This window comes from Cohnella algarum, assembly GCF_016937515.1.
Taxonomy (GTDB): Bacteria; Bacillota; Bacilli; order Paenibacillales; family Paenibacillaceae; genus Cohnella; species Cohnella algarum.
Genome location: NZ_JAFHKM010000002.1, coordinates 3532497 through 3553217, shown reverse-complemented (window position 1 = coordinate 3553217; position 20721 = coordinate 3532497). Strand labels below are relative to the sequence as shown.

The window sequence follows — 20721 nt, the reverse complement described above, 5'->3', positions numbered from 1 at the left end:
CCTATCTTATTCATTCCGGCGGCATGCCGTCTCTCCATGAGCGGATGCTTCCGGCCGCGTCGCGAAAATGGGAGGCAAGGCTTCGGCACACCAAACCAAGCCAGCCGAAAAGTTCGGCCTGCATGCCCAGCGAAGCGTCGCGCTTTTCCCGGGAACGGGCGGGCCCGAGCTCGTTCAAGGGGTGAAGGCCGGCGAACAGCGCCTGTTGAAAATACGTCATATGCAGGTGCGGATCCAGAAACAGCGGCAGCGCTTCGAGCGCGAAGTCGGCGGATTCGCCCCGCCGTTCGCCTTGGGAGGCGGAGACGGAATCGGGTCCGGCTTCCGGCCCCCGATCCGCCGCTCGCACCGCTCCTGCTGCCGGGCGCAGAACGAATCGAGCGCGTCGTAGATCGCCGCATACTTTTCGAGCTCGACCTGAAGCGTCCCAAGCCTCCGTTTTCGGCTTGCGACGTCCACCGCCCGCTTCGCGTCGCGAACGACCTCATGCAGAGCGACCGGCAGGTCCCTCGCGCAATAAGCGTCGATCGCGCGCCCCAGCGGCGCGTATTTCGCGCCCTTGATGACGGCGCCCGCTTCCGTCGCATTCAGCACGGCGACATGCGGATTTTCCTTGATCATCTCGGCGAAGATCAGCTTGAAATGGTTCCACTTCGCGTTGGAACGGACCGTTCGCCCGTCGTTGCCCCGCAAGTAAACGTCCGGCGACGCCTTGATGCGTTCGACCGTTTCCCGCTGCGAAGCTTCCGCATACACCGACTGCCTGCTGTGCGTCTCCCCGCCGGGGCCGTACGCGAGATCCTGCCCGACCAGCACGACCGGATTCGCTCCCATGTACACCGCGGCCTCGAACGCGAGATGCGCCGAGCTTCTTCCGCCGAAAAACGCGCTGCCGTCCCCGATCGCCCCGTTAACGAGCCGGCTGTCGGAATCGAAACGGCGAAAAATCGGAATTTTCGGCCCTTCGAAAGACGCGAAAATGCGCGGGTCGATGACCGAAAGACCGAGCAGCGCCAGCTTTTCCGGATACCGGTCGCGTTCGAAATGACGCCGATAGCTTTTCTCCGAACGTTCCGAAACGCAGATCGCATCGGGCACGATCCCGTTTTTCATCAGCGGCGCGATCGCCGATTCGCTGCACAGGATAAGCGCTTTGCCGACCGCCCGCTTCAATTCGGGAATGTCCTTGTCAAGCGACGGGCCGTTCGCGATAATGAAGGCCGGTACGCCCTTGAACTTGTCTTTCAGGCAGCTTGCGTACGGATTTCCCAGCACTTCGGGCAAATTTGCGATCGTCTGGCGGAACCCGAGAACGGAGTCGTAATGGTCGTTTCCGATTTTTTTCGTTTGCAGGGCGAGCAGTTCGAGCGCGCGCGCATGAATTTGAACGTATTCCCGCTTGAACAGCCGCGCTTCCGGAGCGAAGGCAAGCGTCGGCGCCGTCAGAAAAAACAGCTCCGGCTGCGAAATCAACCGCGCGAACTCCGGCGAAAACGAATCCGGCCGCCCGACGAAAAAGGCGAACTTCCCCGTGCGGAATACCGGCTCCAGATCGACGTGGGCAAGCATCGCCGCGAACAAGGGCAGGCTCCGCTCGAACACGAGAACGAGCGTGTCCGGATCCTTTCGTTCGGCGATTTCCAGCAGCGGGTAGCCGAAGCCGCAGCCGTATACGAACAGGGCGCCGACCTCGCCGAACGGAATTTGGCCGCACCAGCGCTTCGCCTGGTCCTGCGGCCGCAGGCTGTTGATTCGAAACGTTCGGCCGCCTTCGGCCATGCTGCAGACCGGATGCCCGTCTTCGGACCGGGCGACGGCGATCCCGCTTCGGATTTCCTCCGGGTCCGCTTCCAGGATGCGCCGCCGCAGCGGCGCCGGAAGAAACGCCGCGTTCCGGGCAAACGTTTCGTTCCGCCTCAAGTCCGGATGCTCCGAGGCCGTCATTTTCGTCCGTCCCCGTCCGCAAGCTTGCCGAGGGCGATCCCGATATTCCGGACCAAGCTCTCGCAAACGAAACGCAGATGCTCGAACGTCTCGTATTGAACGAGGAACGCCTTGCGGAAGGCGTTCGGCGAAGACGGCGGACCGAGCGCGTTCAATTTGTAATATCCGGCCATGATGACTTGCTGAAAGTAAAGGATGTGCATGTCGGGCGAAAGAAATTGCATGATTTCCTTCCGGTTTCGCTCGTATTCGCGGCGGAAGCCCGGAACGAGCGCGTCCGTGCCGGCTCGCGCTTCCTCGGCGAGCCGCTCGCAGCCGCTTTTCCGCTTCGCCATGCGCTGCTCCAGGGAACGATATACGTCCCTGTATTTGGCCAGCTCGATCGCCAGCCGCTCCCGCTTGCGGGTTCGGTCGTCCCGGTCGAGCGAACGCTTGGCTTCGTTTATGATTTCATGGGGTTTGACCCGCAGCGGCTCGCCGCAGTACGCCCTGACGACGTCCGAAAGCTTGGCGACGGCCGTTCCGCCGATCGCGGCGCCCGTTTCCGTCGTATTGATCACCGTCGCCCGCGGATGTTCCGCGATCATCTGCTCGAAGATGAGCTTGAATTGGTACCAGATGGCGTTCGAGGGAATCATCCGGCCGTCGTTGCTCGGCAAATGGACGGTCGGCTGTTCCCGGAGCCTTTGCACCGCCTCCCGGTGCGCCGCCTCGGCGTACACCGATTGGGCGCTGTGCGTCGATCCGTCCCGGCCGTACGCCAAATCCTGCCCGACGAGCGCGATCGGGTCGGCCCCCATGTAGAGAGCCGCTTCGAAGGCGAAATGCGCCGAGCTTTTCCCGCCGAACAGCGCGCTGCCGTCCCCCACGATCTGGTTGAAAAACGAGCCGTTCGATTCCAGACTGCGAAAAACGGGAATTTTCGGCCCCTTGAACGAGGAAAAAATCCGCGGATCGATGACGGCCATGCCGAGCAGCGCCAGCTCCCCCGGATACGCCTTCCCCTCGAAATGACGCCGATAGCTTCGCTCCGAGCGTTCCGATACGCAAACCGCGTCCGGCACGATTCCGTTGCGCAGCAGCGGGGTGACGGCGGATTCGCTGGCCACGATAAGCGCTTTGCCGCACGCTTCCTTCAACGCCGGAATCGCCCGGTCGAGCGAAGGGCCGTTGGCGATAATGAACGCCGGAACGTTCGCAAACCGGTCTTTCAAACAGCTCAAGTACGGATTTTCGAGCACTTCGTCCACATTGTCGACGATCTGATGAAACCCGAGCACGGAATCGTAATGATCGTTCCCCATTTTTTCCAGCTGCAGCATGAAAAACTCGAAAACCCGTTCGTGAATGCGGAAGCATTCGCGTTTCATCAGCCTGGATCCGGGAGCGAAGGCAAGCGTGGGAGCCGTGCACCCGTGGAAAATGTCGGACGACATCAGCCGTTCGAACTCCGGCGCGAATTCCTCGTAGCGGCCGACGAAAAAGGCGAATTTTCGCGAACGAAGGCAAGGCTCCAGATGAAACTCGCGAAGCATCGCGGCAAACAGCCGGATATCGGGCTCGAATACGAACACCAGCGTCTCCGGATGTTTCCGGGTCGCAATTTCGAACAGCGGATACCCGAAGCCGCAGCCGTAAACGAATAGCGCGCCGACCTGCTCGAGCGGAATTTGGTCGCACCATTCCTTCGCCTGTCCGAGAGGATCGGCGCCGTTGATCATCGCGGACGTGTCTACGCTCCCGTAACGCGCGACCGGCAGTCCCGAGGCTGTCCGCAGCACCTCGATCCGGCCGTTCGCTTCCTCCGCCTCCGCCTGCAAAATCCGCCGCTGCAGCGGTTCCTGAAGAAGCGCCAGGTTGCGGCGGAATAATCCGTCGCCGTTGCCGCCATGTTCGTCTTCGTCAACCCGGATTTCCGGCATTTGCGGTCACAACCTTTCGCCAATCCCGAACAAACGGAATGAGGCTCCATTCGAATTCGTCGACGATCGCGACGATGTCCCGGTTCCGCACATGGGCATGCAGCTTCGTCAGGAGCGGGACAAGCTTCGCAGGCTCGCTGCCGCCATCCGCGGCCGCGGCGTCCGCCATCGCTTCCAGCAGGTCAAGCGACTGCAGAAAGCGTTCGTAGCCCGTTTCGTCGTTATCCCGCTTCCATTCTTGGATGCACGAAGATATCGCCGTTTCCAACTGCGCCAGCGTTTGCTCCATCCGTTCACGACTCATGCGCATCCGGTTCCCCCCGTTCCCCGACGGACTTCCTTATCGCCGCGAAGCCGTATCCGTAATCGGGATGCTTGTCGCTGAGCGGCATATACTCGTATTCGACCGCAAGCCCGGCAAACAGACGCCCGAGCTCCTCCGGATCCATCCCCTTCGTCGTATAGCGGAGGTACGGCTCGAGTCCTTTTTCCGTTCCCGAATGAAAGTCGAACGTTACGATCATGCCGCCGTCGGCAAGCAATCTGATCAGCTCGCCGGCAGCCGCGGCCCGCAATCCGTCGTCCAGCATATGCATAAACAAGCCGACTGCCAAAATCAGATCGAACGACCCTGAGGCGAACGGAAGATCGTCCGGATCGGCATGCGCATACGCGACGCCGGGCGGCGACTGCCGCCTTGCCTCCGCGAGCGCTTCCCGGCTCAATTCGACTCCCGCGAGCCGCTTCGGTTCCGCTCCGCGCCCGATGCAGGCCCGCAGCCACGTTCCGTCTCCGCAGGAGGCGTCCAGCACGGACAGCCGGCCGATTTCGGGAAGGCCGGATTGCGCGAGCAGCCCGAACAATTTGCTTTCCGGAAGCTGCCGCTTGAACGCCAAATAGAAATTGGACATTCGCACATTCCCCTCGACCCATTCCGCAAGCCGGGCCTTTTCCTTCGCCGTCGCTTCCAAGTTCGCCCGGGCTTCGAACTGCTCCGCGTCCGGCAGAAACGTTTTCCAGCCGATATTTTTGTACCAATTCAAATGCTCGATAATATCGTTGCGGTGATTTTGCATCCGGGATTGCCAGATTTCCATCGTTTTCCCGATCGCGTTCCATTCCTCCGCCGACCACAAAACCGCCTTGAGCTGCTCCGCGTCGCTCCGGATTTGGCGAATCCATTCTTTGGCTCTGCCGGCGCTATGCGGATTTTCCCCGAGCGGATGTTCTCCGAGCTCCATCTGCTTTTGCCTCCTTGAACCGAAGCCGAGCTTGCCCTTCCCGCGCGGCCCGTTACCGAAAAAAACGTCCGTCCATCAATTTATGTCGGCGGCTCCGGACAGGTGACCGCCTCGACTCATCAGAAAAAGACCGCCGGCAAGCGGCGGTCCCTCGATGACAGAGCGATTACGGATTGTCCGTCGGACTGCTGGCGAAGAACATTTCCCCCGCCTGGATGCGTTCCACCGCAGCTCCGCCGACCAGCGTAATTTCCGGAACGATGTTCGGATTCGAATAGCGAACCTCGACCGCAAATTGAGCCACCGTCGACGTAACCGTAAAGGAAGTCGTCAAGTTGTTGTTTGCAAGAAGAGCGAAGGCCGTTTGCGAAAGAGCCGTTTTCGCGCCGGCAGCCGGCACTTCCCAATAGATGATGCGGGCCGTATTGACGCCGAGATCGTCGTTCATGTTCGTAACCGTCACGCTGACCGTCGTCGTCGCATCCAAAGAAGCGCGCGGAATCGCCCCTGTTTTATACACAAAAACTGCCATATCAGAGCACCCCTTTCGTCGTGGTATGCTCTATATAATGCAGACTGGCCTTCCGGTGATCGGGCCTTGTACCATGAAGATTCGACCAATTATGAAACGAGGCTTCAATACCAGCCCAGTTCTTTCAACCTTTGCTTCATCATCCGTCCCGCCACCTCGGGCGAAAATTGCGTCCGGATCGTCTCCTGTCCCCTGAGGGCAAGCGCCGTGCGCCATTCCGGATTGAAGGCGAGCTGCTGCATATACCCGGCCGCTTGCGCGATGTCGGGTTCCGCCCATATTTGATGAGCCTGGTACGGACCCGCCCATACGTCGCCCACATGGACCATCGTGTAGTCGACGAGACAGGAATTTTCCGGACTCATGAAGTCCGTGTTGCCGGAATAGTTCGTTCCGATGACCGGCTTGCCGAGGAACATCGCTTCCGCGAGCCCCAGCCCGAAGCCTTCGGCCCTGTGCAGCGAAACATAGCAATCGGTGCTGTTGATCAGCGAGTTCACCTCGATCCGGTTCATCAGCCGGTCCATCAGGAAAATGTTGCTGTGCCCGTCGATGAGCGGACGGATCTGCTCGACATCCTCGGGACGCAGGCTCGAATTGTTGACCTTCAGCACGAGGCCGACGCGCGGGTCGTCTTTATCGAACGCCATTTTGAACGCATCGATCACGCCTTGCGGGTTTTTGCGCGCCATCGTGCTTTGCAGGTCGAACATCATAAAGAAAAGATAGCGGTCGTGCGGCAGGCCGAAGGCGTCGCGGTTCAACTCCGGGATAAAATCGACGTGAATGCCGTGGGGAATTCGTACCACCGGCACCCTCGATTTTTGGGCGATAATCTGCTGAACATACGTCGTCGGGGCCCAGATTTCCTGTACGTAATTGAAGCCTTCGCACAGTTCGTCCGGAAACTCCGGCAGTTCCCAGTGCCAGACGCCGATGTTGAAGCGGTTATGCCACAAATCGTGACCGAAATAGTTGTGGCAGTGCGGCAGGGAGTCCGAATTCATGTGGAAAACGTTGACCTTGTAAAGCGGTCCTCCCATTTCCTTATGCACCCAGGTCGAATCGCCCATGCCTTCGGAAATGACCTCTTTATAATCCAGAATGCCGAACGGAATTCGATTGGCTTCCAGCGATCTTGCCGCAAGCCGCACCGACTCGCCTAGGCCCAGCTCCGCCCGCAAAAATCCGACCAGGTTGATCCCTCTGTAAAATCCGGGCGCTCCCGTGTCCGCAGGTTCTTCGGGCTCTCCGCGATGTTCGGGCTCTTGGTGCGGAGGATGTTCGACGACCTCCGGCGGATGCTCGTGAACCGGAACGGCCAGCCTTGCCCGCTTCCCTTTTTTGGCCAAGCGCAGGCTTCCTTTTCTTTTGCCGCGCCGAAGTCGCCCGTACGATTTTTTGAGCTTCAGCTTCCGAACCTTTTTGAATGTAAGCTTGAGCGATTTTTTCTTCGTCTTTACCTCCCGATACGTCCTGCGGACCTTCACCGAAGTTCTTTTCCGCTTGCTCCTCGTTTTCGCTGCCGTCGCGCCATGTCTCATGCGAATCGCACCCTCCCCAAAAATGTCATTGCGCCTTGCGCCAATCCTCCAGCAAATCCTCAAGCGTGCGAGAAAACGGAATTTCCGGCCTCCAGCCCGTTTTGCGCTCCAGCTTGGAATAATCGCCATACAGCGTAGCCGCATCGGCGGGCCGCAGCCGATCCGGGTCCTGCTTCACCTTGATCTCGACGGCGGCCAGGGAGAGCAGCCGTTCGAGCAGCTCGCGAATCGGCCGGCATTCGCCCGAGGCGACGTTGTAAATTTCCCCGGGCTCCCCCTCCTTAAGCGCCAGCCAGTACGCGCGAACGACATCCCTCACGTCGGTAAAATCCCGGCACGCCTCCAAATTGCCGACGTACAGCACGGGCGGACTCTCGCCCTTTTCAATCCGGGCAATTTGCCTGGCAAAGCTGGAAGCGACGAAGTTGTCGCTCTGTCTCGGTCCGATATGATTAAAAGCCCGGGTGACGACGATCGGCAGGCCGTAGCTTTTGAAGTACTGGTAGCCGAGCAATTCCTGGGTCGCTTTGCTGACCGCGTACGGGCTTAAAGGGCGAAGGGGATTCGTCTCCTTGAGCGGCACTTCGCGGGGCTGTACGCTCCCGTACGCTTCGCTGGAAGCGGCGATTTGGATTTTGCAATCGATCCCGCTCAGCCGAACGGCGTCCATAAGGTGAATTTGTCCGGCGATATTGTTATGCAGCGTATCGATCGGCGAACTCCACGAAACCGGAACCGAACTTTGCGCTCCGAGATGAAAGATCAGATCGGGCCTCAGCGTTTTGACGACCCGGTGGACGGCCTGTTCTTCGCGCAGATCGCATTCCACAAGCCGAATGCGCCCAATGGCGTTCCCAAGCCGTTCCAGCTTGCTGCCGCTGCGCACCATGCCGAACACTTCCACGTTCTGGCTCAACAAATAATCCGCCAAATGACTTCCCGCAAATCCGGAAATGCCGGTGACCAACGCTTTCACCGTTCCCGCTCCTCCTCTCTCGCCGGGCTATTCCATATCGATTTCCGCGCCGAAGCCGCCTTCTTTCAAATGCTCCGCTTTCCGGGCTTCGTTCAAGTCTCCGGCCACCATCTCCTTTACGAGCTTCCGCAAGTCGTAATTCGGCGCCCACCCCAGCTTGGACTGCGCTTTGGACGGATCCCCCAGCAGCAGGTCCACTTCGGACGGCCGGAAATAGCGGGGATCCACCGCGACGATTTCGCGGCCGACCGGAAGCTGGAACTCCGGCAGGCGGCACGCCTTGACGATGCCCTTCTCGCCCTCGCCCTCGCCCCGGAACTCCAGCTCGATGCCGAGCTCGTCGAACGCCAGCCGAACGAATTCCCGCACCTCCGTCGTTACGCCCGATGCGATCACGTAGTCTTCGGCTTCCGGCTGCTGCAGCATCAGCCACATCGCTTCCACGTAGTCTTTCGCATGGCCCCAGTCCCGCTTGGCGCTCAAGTTGCCGAGCCGCAGCTGTTCCTGCAGCCCGAGGGCGATTCTCGCCGCCGCTCTCGTAATTTTCCTCGTTACGAACGTCTCGCCGCGAATCGGACTTTCATGATTGAACAAAATGCCGTTGCAGGCGAACATGCCGTACGCTTCCCGATAGTTTATCGTAATCCAGTAAGCGTACAGCTTCGCGGCGGCGTACGGACTGCGGGGATAGAACGGCGTTTTTTCGCTTTGCGGCACGGCTTGCACGAGTCCGTACAGCTCCGACGTCGAAGCCTGGTAGAACCGGGTTTTTCCGGTCAACCCCAGAATCCTTATCGCTTCCAGCAGCCTCAGCGTGCCGATGCCGTCGGCGTTGGCCGTATACTCCGGCGATTCGAAGCTAACGTGTACATGGCTCATGGCCGCCAGGTTATAAATTTCGTCCGGCTGAACCTCGGCGACGATCCGGATCAGGTTCGCGGAATCCGTCAGGTCGCCGTGATGCAAAAAGAATTTCGCGTCCTGGACATGCGCTCCCCGGTACAGACCGTCGATTCTTCCCGTATTCGAAAGAGAGCTCCGGCGTTTCAAGCCGTGAACGACGTAACCTTTCGCGAGCAGCAATTCTGCCAGATATGCGCCGTCTTGACCGGTGATGCCGGTGATCAAAGCTACCTTGCTCATCGACCATTCTCCTTCTTCCGAGTATTGGCTTCGTTCGCTAATCGTCTGCGGCCGTTCAGCTTGCGGCTCGGCCTTCGTCCGCCAGGCCTTCGGCGAAGCCCGCGTTGAACCCCTCGTTATAGCCTTCGTTGAACGCAGAGCTCGCTGTTGCCGCTTCGCTTTCCGGACGGCGGCCGCGGTCCGGACCCGATTTCTTCGGCAGCCTCGGGGACCGTACGGAGCGGATCCCTCCCCTCGCTTTTCGCGATCGGGCTTTTCGTCCGCTGCCGGTCCGCCGTTTTGCCGCGCGGCGTTTGCGAAGGTTCGCCATCGTTTCACCTCCCGCCTTCGGGGCCGAGAATCGCGCCCGTCATCCGAAAATGACGCCCATCATCTGGGCAAGCCGCTTCGGGTACGTATGCTCCGTCAACGTGCGCCTGAGCGCCCGGACCGCGACTTCCTGCCGTTTGCTTTCGTTCTTCAAATAAAATTCGCCGATTTCGATCAGCTCCCCGAGCGAAGAGTATGAGAGCGCCTCCTCGCCCAGCTTGTAAAACCGGCCAAGGTCCCCCGGTTGTCGACCAACTGCAGCGTCCCGCATGCCGCGATTTCAAACATCCGGGGATTGGGCGAGCTCGCGGGAATTTTTCGGCTGTTGAAGTTGTACGTCTCGTCGTCATGCGCCCGATGCATGTTGAGAACGACTTTGGAGGCGTTGTAGATTCGGGCCGTCTCCTCCGGGGTCAGCCAGCGCCCCAAATCGATATCGCGTTCGAGCAGCCGGTAATTTTTCAAGCGGTCCCACCAAAGTCCGCAAATGTACTTTTTTTTGCCCGCCAAATACGGCGCAAGCTCGTCGAACGCCTTGACCCGGTTCCAAAAAGCGCTGCCGATAAAACAAAAATCCTTCCGCAGCACCAGATCGAGATGGATCGGGCGGAATTTCCGGGTGTCGGCGGCAAAGGGCAAGTAGTGAACCTCCTTGCAGCCCAACTGGCGGTAAAAATCGAGGCAGTTCATTTCAAGCGAAAAAACGTAATCGAAATGAGGCGCGATTTTATCCGTCATGTCGGTGTAATAAGGGTCGTCGGCAAACCAGACCGCCGTCGGTATGCCGGCCTGGCGGATGCGGTAAATCGATTGAAGATCCAAATGGAGGCTCTCCAGCACCAGCACCAGGTCCGGTTTGTGCGCAAGTGCTTCCGCGGCGAGCTTTGATTTGGTTTCCGGGCTTTGCTCGAAAACGACGACCTCCCGCGCGACGACCCGCAAACCGTGGATGATCGCCTCGTCAAGCGGCGAGTACGGATAACCTTTTCCTGACGTTACGTACAGTATTTTCACATTCCATTTCCGCTCCGGAACGACTTGCGCCTGCCGACGAACGGCTTCGCATCGCCCGAGAAGATAGCCGATTTGCCGGCCGGTTGCGTAGCCTTCGTTCCTTCGGCTCTTAAACGCAAGCTCATGATCGGGCAAGCTTTCGTTTCGCTTCCTTTTAGCCATCGCCTCCGGCATCCTCCTTTCCGCGGATTGGTTGGCTATGCCTCTCCGAACACGACCCGAAGCAGCCGATCCAGCCGGTGGGCGTACGTATGCTCCTTCCGGGTTCGCACGAGAGCGTTCCAGGCCATGCTTCGCCGCTCGCTTTCGCGATTCAGGTAATAGCGGATTTTGTGCTGGGCTTCCTCGGGCGAGGAATAAACCGCGATTTCCCTCCCCGGCGCATAATAAAGCGGCAAATCCTCCCGAATGTCGGTAAGCTGCAGCGCGCCGCTCGCGGCGATTTCGTACGTTCTCGGATTGATCGATTTTCCGGGAAGGTTCGCCGTATTTTTCTCTTCTTCCGTCTGCCTGTGCAAATTAAGCACGATTTTGGCCCCCGCGTAATATTTGGCGCATTCGTCGGGCGACGTGAAGCCGGGGCGAATCCGATCCTGGAGCAGGGAGTAGTTCGCGAGGCGCGTTTCCCATAAGCCCCCGATAATGACCGTTCGCAGTCCCGCCAAAAATTCGGCCATCCGGTCGAAAAACAGCGCCCGGTTCGGAAACGCCGTGCCGATAAAGCAAACGTCGCTGCGGTATTGCGGTTCGATATGAGCGGGTCGATAGCAGGCAATGCTCGCCGCGAGCGGCAGGTAATGGACATTCGCGCAGCCGAGGCTTCGATACCAGTCCGCGCAGCTGAGCTCATGCGTAAACACCCAGTCGTAATGCGGCGCGATTTCCGCCGTTTCCACCGTAAAATAAGGATCGTCGGCAAACCAGATCGCCGTCCGGCACCCCATTGCGCGTATGCGAGCCACCTGCTCCAAATGATCGGCGGGAAAAACGTGAAGCCCGTTCATCACCAAAACGAGATCGGGAGCGTGTTCCCGCGCCTGATCCGCCATCGTCTCGGCATTTCCGACGATGAGGGCGGACACGGTTTGCGACAGCCCCTCGATGACGCCGCGGTCGACCGATTCGAAGCCTTGCGGAATATACAACACCCGCAAATTTTTCGGGGGCGACGCGTAGCCCGGCGTGCGGCGAACGATCGCTTCGCACATGCCGAGATGGTAGCCGTCGTCCCAGCCTTTTCGATAGCCTTCCTTGCTTCCGCGGACGCCCGCCTTTGATCGATGACCTGTCTTCTGCATCCCATCACCTCCGTTTTTCGGGTCGGGCGGCCGACATTTATCCCCATTGTATTAGCGGACGAGTATCTCCTGTAACGGCACTTGTACAGTAAGCGGCCATCATTGGGCCGGGCTCATCGGCGAAAATAAAACGGCCTCCCCTGCTCTGATCGCAGGAGAGGCCGTCGGGCCGGAAGCGGGCTTGTCCGGGCTCGATCCGCCGGCGGCCCTTTTTGGCGCAGAGCACTCGCTTGGCGGAATCGCTGGTAACGAGGTTAAGGAACAACAGACGAAGGCGGAGGCCATCGGGCTGCAAATGAAAGCAGTCAAGCGGCCGGCGGATACTGGGCTGTCTCGTACGCGGTCGCAAGCTTGACGATTCCCGTAGCGATGTAGTTCGGAATAGGCTTGCCAGATCAAAAAATATTGTGCGGTCGTGACTAACGGTTCGGTGCGCCAAGAAATTCATGGCTATAGATATCGGATATTTTTTCCAGCACACGCTGCGCATGTTCTGTAAATTTCAAGTCCGCAATTCGATCTTTGAACAGAAACACGCCGGTCTCATTGCTGTTTTTGCCCAGAGCTCCCTCATATAATAGGCTGGCTCCATGTGTAGGCGGAGAGGAAAAAAACTTCATAAACAGTTCAAACCCTGCGGTCAGTCCGGAATCTTTTCCTTTTCTTAGCGTGTTGTTAATGCCCGGGTCAACGCTGCGGATCTTGATGCCTTCCTTGGCAAGCTGCGGTGCGACGGCTTGGGTCCACAACGAAAGAGCCAGCTTTGAAGTCGCATAGGGTCCATACATTTTGCGGAAGGTTTTGGGATGCTCCAATTTTTCGATCGTAAACTCCTTCGTAAATCTAAACACCTGCGACGAAGTGTTAATCACCGTTTTTAAGCTGCCGTTCTTCAACAGCTCCTTTAATTCCATCAGAATAATATAAGGAACGACCGTCAACAATTCATAATGCAATTCCCGGCCTTGTTTCGAATAACGAAGCTCACTTAAGCCTCCTCCGGCGTTGTTGAACAAAATATCGATCCGCTGTTCCTTGCTTTTGATTTCTTCCAAAGAGTGTCTCAAGCTGTCATAATCGGCGAGATCCTTCACTTTATAGGCTCGGAGCCGTCCTTCCTTGAGATGATTTTGGAGGAATCTGTCGTCCGCCGGAAAATCCGACCGGTTTAAAGCAACCACCTGCCAGTTCTCCGACAGCATTTTCCGGGTCAATGCCAACCCGATCCCGTTACTTGCGCCTGTAATCAGTGCAATATGTTCTCGTTGGTTCTTACTCAATGCATGTCCTCCTTCATTCAGAATTTCATCGGTTATATGTGCTCATCAGTCGGAGGCGGGCAGGAGGATCAATTTGCCGTGGGCACGCCCGCTCTGACTGATTTCGACAGCTGAACGCCATGCGTCGAGTGCGAAAGTCTTGGCGACCGGAATCGTGAACTTGCCGTCTGCTGCGTATTGGGCGAAGTCAACGACAACGTCATAACGTGCGGTATGTAATTCTCCATAGCTGGCGCGAACGCCAAGTTCAGCGGCTGCGGCGAAATCGCTGACGGTTAGGACATGCTGAGGATGCCCATTGACGATTTGGACCAGATCTTTCAATGAGCCGCTGATTGGTGCGGTATCCAGGGCGAGATCAACCGGCTGCTTCGCCAGTTCGGTCACTCGTTCGACCATTCCATCACCGTACGAGGTCACCATCGCCCCCATGGCGCGGAGTTTGTCGGCGTAGGCAGTACCAGCGGTTGCGACCACTCGGGCACCGCGCATGAGGGCGATCTGGACGGCGGCGAAGCCTACCGTTGTGCCGGCTCCGTGCACGAGTACGGTCTGGCCCGAACTCACCCCGAGAGTATCAATCCCCCGGTAAGCGGTTTCGACCGCCATTGGCAGTGCTGCAGCCTGTACATAGTCGAGTCCGGCCGGCATGCGGAACCAGTAGTACATGATCGCTCGGTCGGACGCACCGGCGCTCGATCCGCCCATGAAATCGGCGGCGCCCAGAACGGCATCGCCGATGGCGACATCGGTTACGCCCTCTCCAACCGCGTCTACAATCCCGGACACGTCCAGACCAATCCCGCGAGGCAACGGCAGTTGACCGGCAAAGTGTCCTCGGCACATCGCCCAGTCAACCGGATTTAACCCGCAAGCGCGTACCCTTACGCGAATGCGTCCCGGACCCGGTTCTGGGATTGCCGCCTCCTCCAAACGCAACACATCGGTCGGTTCGCCGTAGTCGTGGAACCGGATGTCCGTATGGTATTGTCCATTGCGATGTTCCCTCCATTTTGTTCTTATAAAATCGTGTTCCCTGTGAATCCAAACGGTCTTCAAGGAAAAGCAACAAATCCTAAAGTTCGCTCAGATCTGGGAGCCGCCTCCGTCGACAGGTATCTCAGCCCCGGTGGTATAGGTGGCGTCAAATGCCAGGAATGCTACGACTTTGGCGACCTCGACTGGATCGCCCAAACGCAGCATCGGGATCTGCTGTCTCATCTGCGCCTTTGTCTGTTGGGCAGCTTCTTTCGGCATTGACTTTTCCATGATACCTGTGTCAATGACGCCGGGACTGACTGCGTTGACGCGAATATTTCGAGGCAATAACTCGCGTGCCAGGCTTCGAGTCATGGAGCGCAGCGCCGCTTTGCTAGCTGCATACGCACTGAGCATGGGGAGACCCACTACGTTCACGATTGAAGTCGTAAGTACTACCCCGCTTCCTGTGCTCAGGAGTGGAGCGAGTTTTTGTACGGTAAAGTACGGCCCTTTGGCGTTGATTGTAAATATCTCGTCGTACGTTTCTTCGATCGTTGAATCGAAAGGGACAAACCCCGTGACGCCAGCGTTAACGAACAGGGCATCTATCGTTCCAAAATCAGCCTTCACTCGATCGGCTAACGCGGCGATATCCTTCAATGAGGCGGCATCGCTTAAGACCGCGATTGCGTTGTTGCCGAGTTGTTCACGAGCCGCATCCAGCGTTGCCTGAGTACGTCCGGTAATCAGAACGTGTGCCCCTTCGTCCACGAGCAACTTCGCCGTCGCAAGGCCGATTCCGCTGCTGCCTCCCGTGATCACAACCTTTTTGCCGGAGAATTTGCCCTTAATGAATTGTTCCATTTGAATCGTCCTCCCTTTGGTTAATCCGCAATCGGATGATTAGGTACAGAAACGATTATATAGCAATGGTTTAACTAAGTAAACTAATTTTATTAAATTTGTTCACTTAATAAACTCAATACATGAAAGTCAGCAAGTTTGTTATAATAAGTTCGAGAGGCATTAAAGGGAGGCACTTTCTGTGAGAAAAGCCGTGAGTGTAGATGCATATGTAGAAAAAATAAAACCCATTATAAGAAGAACAAGATTCAGCCAACTGAAAGTCGACGATCTCGCAAAATATATGGATATCAGCAAAGTGACACTTTATAAGTACTTTCCCTCCAAAGACGATATCATCGAACAAGTTGTGAGTTATTACATTGATTACTCGAAGAAGGCTGACACCGTTGTCAAAGACGATTCCGTCTCTTTTTTGGTTCGTTTTCAATTAACATTTTTACAATCCTTGATGTGTGCCACGTTTATTTCCGATTTATTCTTGCAAGATCTGAAGGAATTTTATCCGCCCCATTTTGAGAAACTATCCGTTGCCCTGCAAAATCGGAATAAAAGCTTACAAACATTTTTTGAGTCCGGTATGGAGCAACAGATTTTCAACAGATTGAATGCCGTTTTGTTTATGGTTCAAGATGACGCTGTGCTGCGACGTTTTATCGAGCCGTCATTTTCGATTCAGTATGATATCACTTTGAAACAAGCGATTTTGGATTTCTACTGCATGAAGCAGTATCAACTGCTAAAACCTGAATATCTGAAGACGATAGACAACTCCGATATGGAAAGAAAGATCGTTCATATTTTGCAAGCCATTTCATAAGTGAAGCGTCCATATCCGATTCCGTTGTGGCCTAGAGGATTTCCATATTGTAGCCTCCATAAAAAAAGTATTAGCTGACCCTTGAAATCGAAAAAGCGACAGCCATGGACGAGAAATAATGTCCTAGACTTTCGCTTTTTCATTGGACGCTAACATTACCCGTTAAATTAAACCCATAAAAGTATTAAGCAATCGGTGTACATTCGTCTGACTGGAAAATTTACAATCGCTACAACTTGTTGACCAATTAGTTTTTCTGGTTCATATCTCCTCGTTATTTGAACAGAAGAGCGCTTAAAAAATCATCAAGTGTTGCCATGAGTATGCCTTGCTCCTTTTAAACAGATTTTTTATCTCTTCAGCGCAATTATTCGTCGTACCCTAGAATCATTTGGTCCAGCGGCGATAAAATCCGTCTACTTGGAACAAGAGACAGCCCTGTTTTCTCCGGAGACGACCGTTATGTTCAAACTGGTTTACGATCCAACAACTTTAGAGATTTTAGGGGGACAAATCATGTCTAAAGTTGATTTGACTGCTAATATCAATACGGTCTCCCTTGCGATTCAAACCGGATGCACATTAGAACAATTGGCCTATGCCGACTTCTTCTTTCAGCCAGAATTAAACACACCATGGAATGTAATAAATACGGCAGGATTACAAGCATTACTACATAATGTATAAAAGGAAAAATCCATTGAACCGCCGGCCTTGGCCGTCTGACTTCCAGAGCCAGGCGGCTAACTTTTTGAGGTCCATGCAAGCAAAAACGAGCATGGCATGCGTTGAGAGTAAATTCGTTTGTTCTGTTCCGTACGGCGGAGGTGGTCTGCCTCCTCCAAGTAATCAGCCCAAACGTGGCGACTAATTTGCTTCGCAAAGTATTTTTTTCGCTGAAGATCATCCAGATTATAAACTGCATCAAACCCCTTTAAATGAATGTTGAGCAAAGGTGTTCCAAAATTTCATCGGGTGAATAGCCGCGAACATCTCTTTGATAAAAATATGAATCAATACTTATGGCGATCAGCAGCATATCTGCTTTAAATATACTATTTGGGCTTGGACGATCCGCTTCTGCCATCTCATCGAATAACTCGACTGCGATTTGATGCATTTTGTTATAGAGCGGATTCTGTGATTGATACGGAAGTCGCTTAGCTGACGCGGATCCCTTGCCTCCTGTTAACAGTTGTGCTTTCTTCTCAATGAAAGGCATGTAAATTTTGAGAATTCCTTTTAACCGTTGATCCGGCGGCTCTTGCTGATGCTGCAATAGATACTGCTCAATATCTTCGAAGAACCGAAGGACACTGTCTTTTATTAAATCCGAACACAATTCACCTTTATTGGCATAACGACGATATAGGGTGCCTGGACCTATCTGGGCTTCCGCTGCGATCTGGTTCATACGAGGGTAAGCGTCAAACTCTCCCCACCTTCGTTCCTTGCAATAACCGTGAGATAATCCTCCTCATAGTCCAATTCGGGGAGGATTTTTTATGGCCAGAGAAGACGTACAGAAGAAATGGGAAGAACGAATTGCCGCTTTCCGTTCCAGTGGAGAAAAAGCAGCAAGATGGTGCAAAGCCAATCAGGTGGATCGTCGCGGGCTCTATACATGGATGAAGAGACTAAGCGGTTCATCCCCTGCTGCTGTCAAGTCAGCCACCTTCGTCAAAGCTCATATTACTCCCGAGCCGGAAGCCACACCTTCGGCTTGCCTTCGCATCCGAATCGGCGCAGCCGTCATCGAGGTTGACGCCGGGTTCAATCCCACTTTGCTCCGCGACGTGGTGCAGGCTTTGGAGGTCATATGCTGAGCGAATTAACCAGCCGTCAGGTATTTCTGGCTTGTGGCAGCACGGATTTACGTAAATCCATCGACGGATTGGCTGCTCTTGTCCAAGAGGGGCTCGGACTGAATCCATTCTCTCCATGCTTGTTCGTCTTTTGCAACCGCGAGCGGAACAAGTTAAAGATCTTGTATTGGGAGCACAACGGTTTCTGGCTGTTCTACCGCCGGCTCGAGCGCGGCACGTTCCAGTGGCCCAGGGATCACAGCGATCCGGTCACGGTCACGACCCGCGAGCTCCGCTGGCTGCTGGACGGACTTTCGCTCAGCCAGCGGCAGGCTCACCCGAAAGTGACCGCCGCTACGGTCATTTAGCAATCTATTCCTTACTTAATTCGACATATGTTATGGCAGGCGTTGCCCCCATCCGTGCCGAAGTATACCATATGGAAAATCGAGCGGAATCGCCTCAGATCGAAGAGCTTCGGCAACAAAATGCGAAGCTGGAACAACAAAATATCGAGCTATCGGCCAAGCTCAAGTGGTACGAGGAACAGTTCCGTCTGGCGCAGCAAAAGCGCTTCGGCACTTCCAGCGAGAAGACGAATCCGGACCAGATGGAGCTGAATCTGTTCAACGAAGCCGAAGTGCTGGCCACACCAGCCGGACAAGAGCCACCTACAGAGAAGATCACGTACGAGCGCCGCAAACAGACGGGCAAGCGTGAAGACGACTTCTCCGACCTGCCGGTAGAGACCGTCGTGTACAAACTCGAGGAAGGCGAACGGTCCTGTGCTTGCTGCGGCGGCTCGCTGCATGAGATGACGACTGAGATGCGCAGCGAGATCGCGCTGGTGCCCCCGCAGGTCAAGGTCATGCGGCATATTCGTCAAGTCTATGCTTGCCGCCACTGCGAGCGTCATGAGATCCAGACACCCATCGTCACGGCGCCCATGCCGAGGCCCGTCTATCCCGGAAGCTTGGCTTCGCCGTCCAGCATGGCCTACGTCATGACGCAGAAATATGTGGATGGCTTGCCCCTGTACCGGCAAGAGCAGCAGTTCGCGCGTCTTGGCTATACGTTGTCTCGCCAGACGATGGCGAACTGGATGATGTATGGTGCGGAGCAATGGCTGTCTCCGCTGTTTGCTGCCATGAAGGCGTATCTGCTGCGGCAAGAAGTGCTGCATGCCGACGAGACGACGCTTCAGGTGCTGCGCGAAGAAGGCAAGTCCGCGGAAGCGACGTCCTACCTGTGGCTATATCGGACCGGACGTGATGTGCCGCCGGCAATACTCTACGAATACCAACGGACGCGGGGCGGCGAACATCCGCGTAACTTCCTGTCCGGATTCAAAGGCTATTTGCATGTGGATGGGTACCTTGGGTACCACAAGGTGGCAGACGTGAAGCTCGTCGGTTGTTGGGCACATGCCCGGCGCAAGTACGACGAGGCGCTGAAGGCAGGGCCGCCGGAGATGAGGAAGCTGGGAACCGTTGCGGGACAGGGCCTGGCTTACTGTAACCAGCTGTATGCAATTGAACGGGACCTTGCCGAAGTCTCCGCTGAAGAGCGACAGGCGAAGAGGCAGGAGCAAAGCCTGCCGGTGCTTAACGCCTATCATGGATGGCTGAAGGAGCAACGGTCCAAAACCTTGCCGAAGAGCCTGTCCGGTCAAGCGATCGCCTACAGCTTGAATCAGTGGGATAAGCTTACTGCGTTCCTGTCAGATGGGCGGCTGGAGCTCGACAACAATCGGAGCGAGCGGTCGATCAAACCGTTCGTGATCGGGCGCAAAAACTGGCTGTTCGCCAACACGCCTCGCGGCGCGAAGGCTAGCGCGGTAATCTACAGCGTGATCGAATCGGCCAAGGAGAATGGTCTGCACCCGTTCAACTACTTAAAGTACCTCTTCGAGCAGTTGCCGCAAATCTCTGGACCGCTCGATGCCGACGCGCTCGAACCCTTCATGCCATGGTCGCACGAGCTACCGGCTGAGTGCCGATTAAGTAAAAAGTAACTACAGATTAGTCGAACTGAGCTCCCGCCGCTAGGTGGGGGCTATTTGACGCTTACGTTCATACTTACCTGGTCCACGCCGTTCTGCTCAAAAAGTTTATGGGCTGCGACCAATATTCGTTGACGATTCTCGGCGGCATCACGTCGTTCAATTCGCGACTGAATTACCTTGATTTCCTCAGACATGTTAACACCCCTAATACTAAACTTGGTTCATATTGACATGTGGAGACTTCTCCGCTTAATATAAAGAGGAGAGCTCTCCGTTTAATGTTAATCTAAATTTAGTGCAAATTCAACAGAACTATGGTCGAAGGAGATACCTCCGAAAGCAGTCTTGTAACGACGCTGTATGCAGTTGTACTAGCAGCAGGTTCGGGTACGTATGGAAAGCTTACCGACCGTTTCTCTGCACGGTCATTAATACTAATAGGGATAGCCCTATTCACTCTTGGTTCGCTAATGGGGGTTTTTTCGAGCTCTTTTCCGGCCGTTGTAACCGCAAGAATTATTCAAGCAGCTGGTGCTGCGGCTATTCCCTCCCTAGCGTATGTAGTTCCGCCTAAATATTTCAAACCCGAGAACAGAGGCAAAGCATTAAGCCTTGTGTCTACTACTTTCGCGCTGATGGACGGAGTAGCCCCCGTCCTCAGTGGATTTATTATTCAACTGTTTGGTTGGCACGGTCTTTTTGTTGTTTCTCTCTTGATCGTATTTATTATCCCATTTGTTGTGAAACACTTCCCTACTAATGTTGCACAAGGGGAGAAATTCGATGTCTTAGGAGCTATATTATTCTCCTTGGCAGTAGGCATTCTGGTATTAGGTATCAGCCTAAATCCTTATCTTTTAATAATTGCTGTCCTGATGTTTATTGCGTTTTCATTCCACATACGCGGGAAGAACTCACTTTTTATCACCATCTCTTTACTCGCTAACAAAAGCTACAGAAATTCCTTGCTCTCTGTATTTGCAGGCACATCTGCATATCCGGCCGCTTTATTTTTATTGCCCTTGGTTCTAAAAGTCCGGTGA

At 55.4% G+C, this 20721-nt stretch carries 20 protein-coding genes and 4 pseudogenes; 6 read left to right on the top strand and 18 right to left on the bottom strand.

Annotated elements, in window-relative coordinates; genetic code table 11:
* Window positions 1-10: 10 nt before the first annotated feature.
* From JW799_RS15890 to JW799_RS15820, 15 genes and pseudogenes are all read right to left on the bottom strand, one after another.
* Entirely contained in the window at window positions 11-220 is a 210-nt protein-coding gene (locus JW799_RS15890; RefSeq protein WP_205430619.1) for a hypothetical protein, read from the bottom strand.
* Entirely contained in the window at window positions 217-1944 is a 1728-nt protein-coding gene (locus JW799_RS15885; RefSeq protein ID WP_205430617.1) for a motility associated factor glycosyltransferase family protein, read from the bottom strand. Before JW799_RS15885 ends, JW799_RS15890 begins: the two co-directional genes overlap by 4 nt.
* On the bottom strand, window positions 1941-3866 hold the full coding sequence (locus tag JW799_RS15880) for a motility associated factor glycosyltransferase family protein (RefSeq protein WP_205430616.1): 1926 nt from the start codon (window positions 3864-3866) through the stop codon (window positions 1941-1943). The genes JW799_RS15885 and JW799_RS15880 overlap by 4 nt, the downstream gene beginning before the upstream one ends.
* Entirely contained in the window at window positions 3847-4170 is a 324-nt protein-coding gene (locus tag JW799_RS15875; RefSeq protein ID WP_205430615.1) for a hypothetical protein, read from the bottom strand. The genes JW799_RS15880 and JW799_RS15875 overlap by 20 nt, the downstream gene beginning before the upstream one ends.
* The gene (locus JW799_RS15870; RefSeq protein WP_205430614.1) at window positions 4160-5107 is read right to left on the bottom strand and encodes a class I SAM-dependent methyltransferase; all 948 of its coding nucleotides are present in this window, start codon (window positions 5105-5107) and stop codon (window positions 4160-4162) included. Before JW799_RS15870 ends, JW799_RS15875 begins: the two co-directional genes overlap by 11 nt.
* Window positions 5108-5273: 166 nt before the next feature.
* The gene (locus JW799_RS15865) at window positions 5274-5639 is read right to left on the bottom strand and encodes a hypothetical protein (protein ID WP_205430613.1); all 366 of its coding nucleotides are present in this window, start codon (window positions 5637-5639) and stop codon (window positions 5274-5276) included.
* 104 nt (window positions 5640-5743) lie between these two features.
* Window positions 5744-7183, bottom strand: coding sequence for a glycosyltransferase (locus tag JW799_RS15860; RefSeq protein WP_205430612.1), 1440 nt, complete (start codon window positions 7181-7183; stop codon window positions 5744-5746).
* Between the two features lie 25 nt (window positions 7184-7208).
* Window positions 7209-8159, bottom strand: a complete 951-nt coding sequence (locus JW799_RS15855; RefSeq protein ID WP_205430611.1) for a GDP-mannose 4,6-dehydratase — start codon at window positions 8157-8159, stop codon at window positions 7209-7211.
* Between the two features lie 27 nt (window positions 8160-8186).
* Window positions 8187-9302 carry a GDP-mannose 4,6-dehydratase gene (gene gmd, locus JW799_RS15850; protein ID WP_205430610.1) on the bottom strand — a complete coding sequence of 372 codons (1116 nt, stop codon included), beginning with the start codon at window positions 9300-9302 and terminating at the stop codon, window positions 8187-8189.
* A gap of 55 nt (window positions 9303-9357) precedes the next feature.
* Entirely contained in the window at window positions 9358-9612 is a 255-nt protein-coding gene (locus JW799_RS15845; protein WP_080834422.1) for a hypothetical protein, read from the bottom strand.
* A gap of 39 nt (window positions 9613-9651) precedes the next feature.
* Window positions 9652-10301, bottom strand: a pseudogene (locus JW799_RS30190) (CgeB family protein).
* Between the two features lie 521 nt (window positions 10302-10822).
* Window positions 10823-11923 carry a CgeB family protein gene (locus JW799_RS15835; protein WP_205430609.1) on the bottom strand — a complete coding sequence of 367 codons (1101 nt, stop codon included), beginning with the start codon at window positions 11921-11923 and terminating at the stop codon, window positions 10823-10825.
* Window positions 11924-12342: 419 nt separating this feature from the next.
* Window positions 12343-13203 (bottom strand): SDR family NAD(P)-dependent oxidoreductase, encoded by an 861-nt coding sequence (locus tag JW799_RS15830; RefSeq protein ID WP_205430607.1) that lies wholly within the window; start codon window positions 13201-13203, stop codon window positions 12343-12345.
* A gap of 45 nt (window positions 13204-13248) precedes the next feature.
* Window positions 13249-14262, bottom strand: a complete 1014-nt coding sequence (locus tag JW799_RS15825) for an NADP-dependent oxidoreductase (RefSeq protein ID WP_240353306.1) — start codon at window positions 14260-14262, stop codon at window positions 13249-13251.
* A 27-nt stretch (window positions 14263-14289) separates the two neighbouring features.
* Entirely contained in the window at window positions 14290-15048 is a 759-nt protein-coding gene (locus JW799_RS15820; protein ID WP_205430606.1) for an SDR family oxidoreductase, read from the bottom strand.
* 181 nt (window positions 15049-15229) lie between these two features.
* Here JW799_RS15820 and JW799_RS15815 point away from each other — a divergent pair, with 181 nt between their 5' ends.
* The gene (locus JW799_RS15815; protein ID WP_205430605.1) at window positions 15230-15868 is read left to right on the top strand and encodes a TetR family transcriptional regulator; all 639 of its coding nucleotides are present in this window, start codon (window positions 15230-15232) and stop codon (window positions 15866-15868) included.
* 200 nt (window positions 15869-16068) lie between these two features.
* Here the strand turns inward: JW799_RS15815 and JW799_RS30185 are convergent.
* A pseudogene (locus tag JW799_RS30185) lies at window positions 16069-16164 on the bottom strand (tRNA-binding protein); the annotation flags it as partial.
* 109 nt (window positions 16165-16273) lie between these two features.
* Between JW799_RS30185 and JW799_RS15810 the strand changes: the two are divergent.
* Window positions 16274-16555, top strand: a pseudogene (locus JW799_RS15810) (FAD-dependent oxidoreductase); the annotation flags it as partial.
* Window positions 16556-16591: 36 nt separating this feature from the next.
* Here the strand turns inward: JW799_RS15810 and JW799_RS28740 are convergent.
* Both JW799_RS28740 and JW799_RS15805 read right to left on the bottom strand, forming a co-directional pair.
* Window positions 16592-16746, bottom strand: a pseudogene (locus JW799_RS28740) (IS5/IS1182 family transposase); the annotation flags it as partial.
* Window positions 16747-16802: 56 nt separating this feature from the next.
* Complete coding sequence (locus JW799_RS15805) at window positions 16803-17282, bottom strand: TetR/AcrR family transcriptional regulator (RefSeq protein WP_205430604.1); 480 nt, start codon at window positions 17280-17282, stop codon at window positions 16803-16805.
* Window positions 17283-17373: 91 nt separating this feature from the next.
* Here JW799_RS15805 and tnpA point away from each other — a divergent pair, with 91 nt between their 5' ends.
* The 4 genes from tnpA to JW799_RS15785 all read left to right on the top strand — a co-directional run bounded on the left by tnpA (window position 17374) and on the right by JW799_RS15785 (window position 20721).
* Window positions 17374-17694, top strand: a complete 321-nt coding sequence (gene tnpA / locus JW799_RS15800; protein ID WP_205430603.1) for an IS66 family insertion sequence element accessory protein TnpA — start codon at window positions 17374-17376, stop codon at window positions 17692-17694.
* On the top strand, window positions 17688-18041 hold the full coding sequence (tnpB, locus tag JW799_RS15795; protein WP_028598474.1) for an IS66 family insertion sequence element accessory protein TnpB: 354 nt from the start codon (window positions 17688-17690) through the stop codon (window positions 18039-18041). The genes tnpA and tnpB overlap by 7 nt, the downstream gene beginning before the upstream one ends.
* A 71-nt stretch (window positions 18042-18112) precedes the next feature.
* A complete protein-coding gene (tnpC, locus tag JW799_RS15790; RefSeq protein WP_420830629.1) occupies window positions 18113-19687 on the top strand; it encodes an IS66 family transposase in 1575 nt (524 codons plus the stop codon).
* A 305-nt stretch (window positions 19688-19992) separates the two neighbouring features.
* Window positions 19993-20721 carry an MFS transporter gene (locus JW799_RS15785; RefSeq protein WP_205430601.1) on the top strand — a complete coding sequence of 243 codons (729 nt, stop codon included), beginning with the start codon at window positions 19993-19995 and terminating at the stop codon, window positions 20719-20721.